This window comes from Natronospirillum sp., from assembly GCF_022565775.1.
Classification (GTDB): domain Bacteria; phylum Pseudomonadota; class Gammaproteobacteria; order Pseudomonadales; family Natronospirillaceae; genus Natronospirillum.
The window spans coordinates 1-10050 of sequence record NZ_JAIUMC010000107.1 but is presented as its reverse complement, the minus strand read 5'-3'; the positions used below and the strand labels follow the sequence as shown (position 1 = coordinate 10050).

Below are 10050 nucleotides of genomic sequence, written 5' to 3'. Positions count from 1 at the left end.
GCGCCAGCACCTGCACCTGCCGCTGTGCCTGCATCTGACCGTACAACGTCAGTTCGGGCCGGGCCGTCTCGCTCCGGTAGACCATGGTGCTGACCGTCGCAATGTCACCGGGCTGCCCGGCTTCCACAACCGGCTCATCCGAGGGAGCGACTTCCCTGCGGTTATCCAGCATGTAGCGAGCGGTCAGGAAGCCTCCGAGCAACACCAGGACAGGCAGACTCAGCAGAAACAGTCGTCGAATCATCGTAGGGTAAACTCCCTTTCTCTATACTGTGGGTGAAAGCCCACGTCTGTAATGGCAAGACAGCGTCAATCAGTTCTGTGCGAGAGTACGGCGAGCGGACACATCCGGTTCATATGTCACACTATTTTTTGAGATTCAGTCCAATCCTGCTCTTGACCCTGCTGCTGACGGCTTGCGGGCAGTCCGCCGGTGGTCTCTACGACGACTACCTGTCTCGCCTCAGCAATGTTCTGAACGAGCCGGTGGTAAAACGTGAGACGCCGGCGCCGCAAAGCGCGCCGCGCAGTCGCGATCTGCAATTGGACATCCCCGATGTCCGGGTTACTCCGCTGTCCTATTGGAACCTGCGCCACTGCGAACTGTTTCGCCTGATCAGTGAGCGCAACAGCATTCTCGGACGGGTTGCTCCGCCCAATACGGTATGGCGCTATGAAGCTCGGGTACTGGCTGCCATAGAGGATTGCAAGGCGCACCCGGACACCGGGGACAGCCAGCAGGAGCAACTTGAAGCCTGGGCGGAAGAAAAACGCGCGGCCTGGCCCGGAGCCACCTGGAACGGTACCGTCGCCAGCCCGGAAGTCCGGCAGATCTGGTCGGCCAGTCAATCGGCCTGGAAGCCCGGGCACGTGCCGTCCCAGGCCGAGCAGTATGCCGACCTGCAGACGCTGACCGACTGGGCGCGCCAGTGGCCGGATGCAGACATGCCCGATGACCGTACCTTCAGTGACGTCTATCAGCGCCTGGGTCGGCACAGCACGGGAGGCCAGTGGCGCCGGTCCGTGCAAATCAGTCTCGGCGGGCTGACGGCGGCCAATACCATGCTGCAGCAGGCCATCGCAGCGCAGCGGCTCTGCCCGGCAGGGGTGGCCACCCGCAGTGCAGAGCATGCGCAGAACGTGCTGACACTGTTTTTCATCGGCGAGGTGCAGCCTTATCTCGTTCAGCTCAACAGAGAAGGAGAAAGGCTGCTGGAGGCCTTTTCAGATCTGACAGAGGCAACCGGTGAAGAGGTGGCAGACTGGCAGGCGTTCATGGCCGGCTTGGAAGCCGAGCTTGACAGTCTGCAGCAGATCACACGTGACCATGCCGATTACTGGCAGACGCTGCTGGCGCAATGCGACCTGCAGATCGGGTTGCAGTCATCCGCCTGGCGCTGAAGAGGCTTCCAGCATGGCGGCATAGCCTTCACGCCAGCTCGGATACTGCCACTGGAAGCCGGTCGCCATCAGGCGGTCGGAAGACACTCGCTTGCTGCCTCGATCGAGCAGGCGCTCCTCTCCGGTAGGCTCCACGCCCATCATGGCCTGTAATTCGGGTACCAGGATCTGCTGCGCAACCGGCTCGCGATCGGCCAGATTGACCACATCAAAGGACCGCCCCATCTTGCGCCTCTGTCGTATCAGATGGGCAACCGCAGCGGCCGCGTCATCGACATGGATGCGATTGGTGAAGACCGGCAGATTGTCGGTGATGGTATAGCCCTCGCGCGCCTGGCGCAGCATCAGATCACGACCGGGCCCGTAGAGGCCTGCCGGGCGCAGCACGGTGACGGGCTGAGGACTGTCCTTCCAGAACCGTTCTGCGGCCCTGATTATCCGCGCCGTGGGGCGCTTGGGTTCGGCCGTGGAACTCTCGGTCAGCCATTCGCCATCTTTCTGGCCATAGACACTGGTGGACGAAATCAGCCAGACATGGGCTTTGGGGGCATTGGCCTGCAGCCACGCCAGACCCGCTTCCGCCGGTTTCAGATAGGCAGCTTCATAGCCCGCCTCGTCGCGCTCCGACGGTGCCAGGCAGAATACGACATCAGCCGGTGGCGCCATGTCTTCGGGCAAGGCTGCGGACCAGTCTTTCGTCGCATCATGCGTAACAACCCGCATGCCGGGTTCGTCTATGGCCTGCCGACGCATCACGGTCACCGGCCAGTCATGCGCGACACATAGCCGGGCAATTCTCTTCCCCAGATCGCCCAGACCGATCATCAAAAGCCCGGGCATTGCATTTTCATCTGTCATTGCTGTCACCTGAAGGTTAGCTGCGCTATTATTTCCGCAGTTTGCATAGCAGGAGTCTATCATGACACTGACCGAGCTGCGCTATATGCTGGCCCTGGCCGAAGACAAACATTTTGGTCGGGCAGCGGACCGCTGTCATGTCAGCCAGCCCACACTGAGCGTCGCCATTCGCAAACTGGAGCAGCGACTCAATGTCCAGATCTTCGAGCGTGGCCGCAGTCGGGTGATGGTGACGCCCATTGGAGAAACACTGATTGCGCAGGCCAAGAACGTGATCGAGCAGGCTGATCGACTGGAAATGCTGGCCCGCAACACGGGTGATGAACTGGCGGGCCCGCTGAAGATCGGTGCCATCTTTACTGTGGCGCCCTATCTGTTTCCGCATCTGATTCCGCAGTTGCGCAATCTGGCCCCCGAGATGGCGCTCGACATCGAGGAAAACTACACCGCTGTATTGCGTGAGCGCCTGCGCAGCGGCCAGATCGACATTGCCATCCTCGCCCTGCCCTTTACCGAATCGGACGTCCTGACCAAGCCGCTGTTCAGCGAGCCGTTCGAGGTGCTGCTGCCGCGCGAACATCCGCTGTCAGCTCAGGACGATGTGAGTGCAGAAGAACTCAGCCACACCGATCTCCTGCTGCTGGGCGATGGGCACTGCTTCCGCGACCAGATTCTGAACGCCTGTCCGGCTATTGCTCGATCGAGTCGAGACCCGCAGGGCCGGGTGCGTACACTGGCAGACGGCAGTTCTCTGGAAACCATCCGCCATATGGTGGCTTCCGGGCTGGGCGTGACCATCCTGCCGCGCAGCGCCAACCTGCACGCCCCCTATTCCGCCGAATGGCTGGTAACCCGGCCCTTTCGCAGTGACCCGCCCGAGCGCACGGTAGCCATGGCATGGCGCGCGAGTTTTCCGCGCCCGCGAGCCATCGATGCGCTGGAGAATGCCATCAAGGCCTGCCAGATATGATAAGACTGACCACGCGTTTCCTGCTCGCGGGCCTCGGCACCACACCGGCCTTCAGAACAGCGTCGTTACTGGTTTGTCTGGCACTGACGTTGGCCGCCCAGGCACAAACCCTGCCTGAACCGAGCGCACCCGAACAAGAGCAACAGACACTCCTTGCCGAAACCCTGCACTGGGAACAGACCGAGTCCCAATGGGCGGCACAATTGCAGTTGAGTGAACAGGATCTGGCCCAGGTAAGGCTCAGTGCCGAAGACCTCGAAGCCCACATCCTGGCCATGGCAGGCAGCGTCAACACCTATCGCGTGCTGCAGGAGCAGAAAGCGGCACTGCCTCAGGTAACGCCTATAGAAGGGCTGTCGGAAGCCATCGCAGACTTGCGCCTGCGCCAGTTCGAGTTGATTCAACTGGGCCGTCAGTGGGCTGCACAGGGCCAGCCAACACCCGATGGCTATGCGGCACTGCAGGCGCAACTCAGGGTGACGTTTGACACGGGTGTCCAGTTGCAGTCCACACATGCGCAATTGCTGAACGACACTCGTGAGCTGCGTCAGGAATTGCAGGAAGAGCTGTTCTGGGTGCCCAGCAACCCGCCCATGAATATGCAGTGGTTTCAGCAACTGCCCGGACTGCTCTGGGAGCGCACCACGACGGCCCGGCCTCCCATCGCCTGGCAGCCCGAACGAGACGAGTGGCGCCCGACACTGCTCAGCGGCAGCGCCCTTGCCCTGCTATCAGCCGGCCTTCTTCTCTGGCTGCGGCGCCGGCTCGAGGGCATCGAGGATCGGTTCAACCGGCAACTGCTGACCTTTCACCGGGAACAACTCACGGCTCAGGAGTCGGTTGATCAGGCCCTCACTCAGTCGATGCCGACCGATGTTGCGGCAGAATCAGCACCCAGCCCGGACGAGCCGACAGAACCGGACAATTCGACGGAGGCGCACCCAGCAGAGGAAGACCCTGCAGTATCCGCCCTGCCGTCGCCGGATGCAGTACCCAGCCCCTGGTTGCTGCCCGGCCTGCTGAGCACCATGGCACTGCGCCTTGCCCCGGTCAGCCTTCTGCTGATTGCGGTCGGACTATTACTGCCCGGTACCGAGGACTCCGGGGCCATCAGCCTGGGCCCGGTGTTGATGGCGTTCGGTTTCAGCCTGTTTGTGATCAAGTTTCTGCTGCGGGTGCTGCAGCATCCGGACATAGGCCCGATGCACTTTGCCTGGTCGGCAACCCTGCAGACCTCCTTGTATCAATTTACGGCCCGCTTCACCTGGGTTCTGCTCCCTACGACCATTGTGGTCTCTCTTGCCCAGCAACAGACCACCGGATTGACGCAGGACCGCCTGACCTCGGTCGTACTGGTGCTGGCCGGACTGGCGATTGCCTGGCTGTCCCGGCAGTTGCTGCGCGACGCAGAGCCGTTGCATTCGAAGCCGATCATCAGTTGGATATTGCACCTGGCGCTGGTACTGCTGCCGTTGGGCATGGTCGCACTGACCGCCCTCGGATTCGTCTACACGGTGCTGCAACTGACCTATGCCCTGCTGGCTACCTTCTACATTCTGACCGTCTGGGTACTGGCAGAAGTGGCCGCCGGTCGTGGGCTGTTGCTGGCCACTGAAACGCTGCGGCGTCAGCGCGCCATCGACGAGGCGGAGCATGCGGTGCTGATGGCCGCCGCCGGCCCGGACGAAAAGGCTGGCGACAGTGTGAAGCCCTTGCCGCAGCTTGACATCGACAAGGTTACCCAACAATCCGGGCGTCTGGCCCGCTTCATGATCCTGTTGTTGCTTGGCGGCCTGCTGTTCTGGGTCTGGTATGACATGGTACTGGCGCTGGGTAATCTAGAGCTGGGAGCTCTGGCGATGGCAGGTGACCTGCAACAGGGGCTTCCTTTCAGCCTGCTGGATCTGGTCAGTGCCGCGGCCATTCTGGGGCTGACTCTGTTTTTGGCCGCCAACCTGCCCGGTCTGCTGGAAATGGTGGTGCTGTCACGGTTGCATCTGCAACAGGGTAGCGCCTATGCCACCACAACGCTGCTCAACTATGTCATTCTGGGCACCGGTATTATTCTTGCCCTGTCCGCACTCGGGGTCAGTTGGGATCGTCTGCAATGGCTGGTCGCGGCACTCAGTGTAGGCCTGGGTTTCGGTCTGCAGGAAATCTTTGCCAATTTCGTCTCCGGGCTGATCATTCTGTTCGAGCGCCCCATAAGGATCGGCGATGTGGTCACACTGGGCAACCTGTCCGGACGCGTGCGCCAGATTCGAATTCGGGCCACGACCATTACCGACTTCGATCGCAAGGACATCATTGTCCCCAACAAGACGTTCGTCACCGGGCAACTGATCAACTGGTCGCTGACCGATACCGTGACACGGGTCACCCTCAAGATCGGCGTCGCCTATGGCTCTGACCTGGAGCGCACCCGGGAGATTCTGCTGGCAGCCGCAGAGGGCAATGAAAGAGTTCTCAAGGACCCCAAACCCCAGGTGCTGTTTCTGAGTTTTGGCGACAGCGCGCTGGACCACGAGCTGCGCATTCACGTGAAGGAACTGGGTGATCGCAACCCGGCCATCGACGAGATCAACCGCTATGTGGACCGTGAATTCGCTGCCGCTGGCATCGAGATCGCCTTCCAGCAGATTGATATCCGCTTGCGCAACAGCGAGGGTGTCGAACGGCTGGTCGAACAGCGACCTGTACAGAAATCGTGACATCGAGGCGGCCTGTAAAACCCGGTTGTCACCCGCACAATTCTTTTGCTTTTGATTAACGGCTCGTTAGAATTGAGCCCATTTTTCGCCCCGGACACAATCCTGGCTCGCTGTTCGAGCCGCTGTGGGCCGGACTGAGAACAATAATCGGCGGGCGGACACCCAGTGTTCCAGCCTGGCAGGAGAGCCAATGAGTACCATCATTGAAGTAAACAACATCTACAAGGCTTTTGGCGGCCTGCAGGTGATCCGGGATTGTTCGATCAAGGTTGAAGAAGGCTCGGTAACGGGCATGATCGGGCCCAACGGGGCGGGCAAGTCAACGCTGTTCAATATCATTGCCGGCACCTTGCCCGAAGATTCCGGAACGGTATTGCTCGATGGCGAAGACATTACCCACAACACACCCAACGAATTGTTCCACAAGGGGTTGCTGCGCACCTTCCAGATCGCACACGAGTTCTCGCACATGACCTCGCTGGAAAATCTGATGATGGTACCGCCCCACCAGCCGGGTGAAGACCTGTTCAAGACCTGGTTCAAGCCTTCACTGGTGCGTGACCGTGAGCATGAAGTGCGTCAGCGCGCGATTGAGGTACTGGACTTCATCAACCTGTCGCACGTCAAGAATGAACTGGCGGGCAACCTGTCCGGTGGACAGAAAAAACTGCTGGAGCTCGGTCGCACCATGATGACCGATGCCCGGGTCGTGCTGCTTGATGAGATAGCCGCCGGTGTCAACCGGACACTGCTGGGTGATCTGATGGGCAATATCGAACGCCTGAACAAGGAAATGGGTTATACCTTCCTGGTCATCGAGCACGATATGGACATGATCGGGCGGCTGTGTGACCCGGTGATCGTGCTGGCTCAGGGTGAAGTCATGGTCGAAGGCCACATTGACGAGATCCGCAACAACCCCAAAGTGATCGAAGCCTATTTTGGCAGCACCGAGACCGAAGAAGCAAACACCTCCGCCAACTGAACCGAGAACAATAATTTCCGGAGTACACAATGCCTTTACTGGAAGCAACGGGAGTTCATGGCGGCTACGGCGGCATGAATATCCTTCACGGCGTCGACATGACCATCAACAATGATGAGATTGGCGTCATTATCGGGCCCAATGGGGCCGGCAAGTCCACCATGCTGAAAGCCATTTTCGGCATGCTCAATGTCACCGAGGGTGACATCAAGTTGCGCGGAGAATCGATCAAGAACGTCGCGCCCAACAAGCTCGTCCACATGGGCATGGGCTTTGTCCCGCAGGAAAAGAACATCTTCCCCAGCATGACTGTGCAGGAAAACCTCGAGATGGGGGCCTACATTCACCCCAGCCGGGTCTCCGCCATGCTGGAGCAGGTATATGAGCTGTTCCCGCCGCTCAAGGAAAAGCGCAGGCAGCCCGCCGGCGAGCTCTCAGGGGGTCAGCGTCAAATGGTGGCCATGGGTCGTGCCCTGATGGTGGAGCCCTCCCTGCTGCTGCTGGATGAGCCGACTGCCGGCCTGTCCCCCCTGTACATGAATGAGATATTCACCCGCGTCAAGGATATCAACAAGGCTGGCGTGGGGGTGCTGATGGTCGAACAGAATGCCAAGCAGGCACTCGCCATTGCCGACAAGGGCTTTGTACTGGCGGCAGGTCAGAACCGGTACACCGATACCGGTCAGGCACTGCTCAACGATCCCGAAGTGGCCAAGAGCTTCCTCGGCGGCTGAATCAGCAAGGAGATAGGTTGTGAACGAATTGGTTTTCTTTATCAACAATGTCCTGATCTCCGGAGCGGTGGCTGGTTCCATCTACGCGCTCGGGGCGGTCGGCATTACTCTGGTGTTCAGCATCATGCGTTTTGCGCATTTTGCGCATGCTGACATGATGACATTCGGCGCCTTCATGGTGTTTGTCTTTACCGCCATGTTCCCGGGTGCCGGTGCTGCCCTGGGCATTCCGACACCAATCCTGATGCTGCCGATCGCCATGGTCATCACGGCCTCACTGGCCATCGGCCTGGACAAGGCGTTCTACAAACCGCTGCGCGACAATGGCGTCAAGCCGATTGTGCTGGTCATCGCTTCTCTGGGCGTGACCCTGATGCTGCAGGGCCTGATCCGCATGTTCGCCGGTACCAGCAGTCGCAGTCTCTACATCGGTGAGCGCAAGGAGATCTATCGTATCGATGTTCCCATCGAAGGTGTGCTGCGCCCCATCATCATCACCGACCCGCAAATCTGGCTGATCGCTTTCGCCGTCATTGTCGTGGTGGCCCTGCACTACTTCCTGACCAAAACCCGCATGGGCAAGGCGATGCGCGCCATGTCCGACAATGCGGATCTGGCCCAGGTTTCAGGCATCAATACCAAGGCGGTCATCATGGTCACCTGGATTATTGCCGGCAGTCTGGCGGCCATGGCCGGAACCATGCTGGCCATGGACGTGGCGCTGCAACCCCAACTGAGCTTCTTTATTCTGTTGCCCATATTCGCTGCCACCATTGTCGGCGGTGTGGGTCAGCCCTACGGGGCCATAGCCGGCGGCTACCTGGTCGGCTTTGTGGAAACCCTGTCCGTCTTCAACTGGTCCATTCTGCTGCGACCACTGGCCCCCATGCTGCCGGACGCCCTGGAGATTCCGCGCAGTCTGGCGCTGGTAGGTACCGAGTACAAGATTGTGGTGCCTTTCTTCATTCTGGTTGTGGTGCTGATCTGGCGCCCCACAGGTATCTTTAAAGGGAAGGTGATCTGATGCTGGCAAATGTCCCCTATTTGAACCGCCTGCCGGTCCGCGAAACCATTGTCGCCTGCATTGTCATCATCGCCATATCCGGCGTCATGATGGCGCAGGGACTGTCCTTTGGCGTCCGCATGATGGTAGAAGCCAGTTGCTATGCCATTCTGGCCCTGGGTTTCACTATCCAGTGGGGCTACGGAGGCCAGTTGAACGCTGGTGTGCTGGGCTTCCTGGCTCTGGGCGGCTATTCCGCCATGGCCTTCAGCGTGCCCATGAATGCGGCATTCTGGAATACCGACCTGCCGCAGCAGTTGGGCTGGGCGATTGTACGCGGCATCTTTTACATACTGATCGTTATCGGCATGTCCCAGATTCACCGACTGGGCGTGCCGAAGAAGATACGCACCTGGGCAACCATCATTGTCGCCTTTGTTCTCTACATGGCCATGAAGAGCCATTTCGTGCCGATCGCCAGTGCCATCGAGCGTGAGGCTCAGTTCATTGGCGGGCTGGGCATGCATCCGCTGGTCGGCTGGCTGGTCGGTGGTCTGCTCGCCGGCATTGCAGGTTATTTCATCGGCAAGATCTGTCTGGGATTGCGCAGTGACTATCTGGTTATCGCCACGCTGGGCATTGCCGAAATCATCAAGGCGGTGATGGTGAACGAAGACTGGCTGACGCGCGGCACCCTGACCGTGTCGCCGATTCCCTGGCCGGTTCCGGGGCCGGGAGATGTCGGTTTTCTGGTCTCTCGATCCCTGTATCTGACACTGACGGCACTGCTTGTGCTGGCCATCTTCCTGCTGCTGCAACGGGCCTTCAACTCACCCTGGGGGCGCATGATCCGCTCGATCAGAGACAATGAAATCTCTGCGGCGGCAATGGGCAAGGACATCAACCGACGCCGTCTCGAGATCTTCGTGTTCGGCTGTATCCTGATGGGTATCGGCGGCGCGGCACTGACCAATTTCACCAGTATATTCAACGCACAGGGTTATCTGCCGTTGAACCATACCTTTTTGATTCTGGTCATGGCGATACTCGGCGGGCCGGGGAACAACCTGGGCACGATTCTGGGTGCTTTCCTGGTTTATGTGATATGGGTAATGTCTGAACCCATGGCGCTCTACGTCATGCAGGCCGTCATCTATATTGGCGACCTCTGGTTCAGCTGGGAGCCACCAGGCAACATCGGCAGCCGGGCCCTGCAGGCCCGGGTTTTCATAATCGGCCTGATGATCACGCTGATTCTGCGCTTTGCACCCAATGGGCTGATGCCGGAAAAAGTGAAACACGACACCTGAGCCTGATGTCGGATCGGGTTGGGGGCTGACCGCCGGACGGTCAGCCCATCATTGGAAAATGCTGGACATACAGGCACA

At 59.6% G+C, this 10050-nt stretch carries 9 protein-coding genes; 7 read left to right on the top strand and 2 right to left on the bottom strand.

Translation table 11 applies throughout. From position 1 onward, the window contains the following. Positions 1-244 (bottom strand): hypothetical protein (locus LAT62_RS14560; protein ID WP_293385525.1); only part of this gene is annotated, 244 nt, incomplete at its 3' end. 113 nt (positions 245-357) lie between these two features. Here LAT62_RS14560 and LAT62_RS14555 point away from each other — a divergent pair. Next, complete coding sequence (locus tag LAT62_RS14555; protein ID WP_293385522.1) at positions 358-1401, top strand: DUF3080 family protein; 1044 nt, start codon at positions 358-360, stop codon at positions 1399-1401. Here LAT62_RS14555 and LAT62_RS14550 read toward each other — a convergent pair. Beyond that, on the bottom strand, positions 1384-2259 hold the full coding sequence (locus tag LAT62_RS14550) for an NAD(P)H-binding protein (protein WP_293385519.1): 876 nt from the start codon (positions 2257-2259) through the stop codon (positions 1384-1386). The genes LAT62_RS14555 and LAT62_RS14550 overlap by 18 nt on opposite strands. A 61-nt stretch (positions 2260-2320) precedes the next feature. Here LAT62_RS14550 and LAT62_RS14545 point away from each other — a divergent pair, with 61 nt between their 5' ends. From LAT62_RS14545 to LAT62_RS14520, 6 genes are all read left to right on the top strand, one after another. After that, positions 2321-3229 carry a hydrogen peroxide-inducible genes activator gene (locus LAT62_RS14545; protein ID WP_293385516.1) on the top strand — a complete coding sequence of 303 codons (909 nt, stop codon included), beginning with the start codon at positions 2321-2323 and terminating at the stop codon, positions 3227-3229. Next, positions 3226-5940 carry a mechanosensitive ion channel domain-containing protein gene (locus LAT62_RS14540; protein ID WP_293385513.1) on the top strand — a complete coding sequence of 905 codons (2715 nt, stop codon included), beginning with the start codon at positions 3226-3228 and terminating at the stop codon, positions 5938-5940. Before LAT62_RS14545 ends, LAT62_RS14540 begins: the two co-directional genes overlap by 4 nt. Before the next feature lie 190 nt (positions 5941-6130). Further along, complete coding sequence (locus LAT62_RS14535; protein WP_293385510.1) at positions 6131-6925, top strand: ABC transporter ATP-binding protein; 795 nt, start codon at positions 6131-6133, stop codon at positions 6923-6925. A 29-nt stretch (positions 6926-6954) separates the two neighbouring features. After that, positions 6955-7659 (top strand): ABC transporter ATP-binding protein, encoded by a 705-nt coding sequence (locus LAT62_RS14530; RefSeq protein ID WP_293385507.1) that lies wholly within the window; start codon positions 6955-6957, stop codon positions 7657-7659. Between the two features lie 19 nt (positions 7660-7678). Further along, positions 7679-8683 carry a branched-chain amino acid ABC transporter permease gene (locus tag LAT62_RS14525; protein ID WP_293385504.1) on the top strand — a complete coding sequence of 335 codons (1005 nt, stop codon included), beginning with the start codon at positions 7679-7681 and terminating at the stop codon, positions 8681-8683. Then, complete coding sequence (locus LAT62_RS14520; RefSeq protein ID WP_293385501.1) at positions 8683-9972, top strand: branched-chain amino acid ABC transporter permease; 1290 nt, start codon at positions 8683-8685, stop codon at positions 9970-9972. Before LAT62_RS14525 ends, LAT62_RS14520 begins: the two co-directional genes overlap by 1 nt. The last annotated feature ends 78 nt before the right edge of the window (positions 9973-10050 follow it).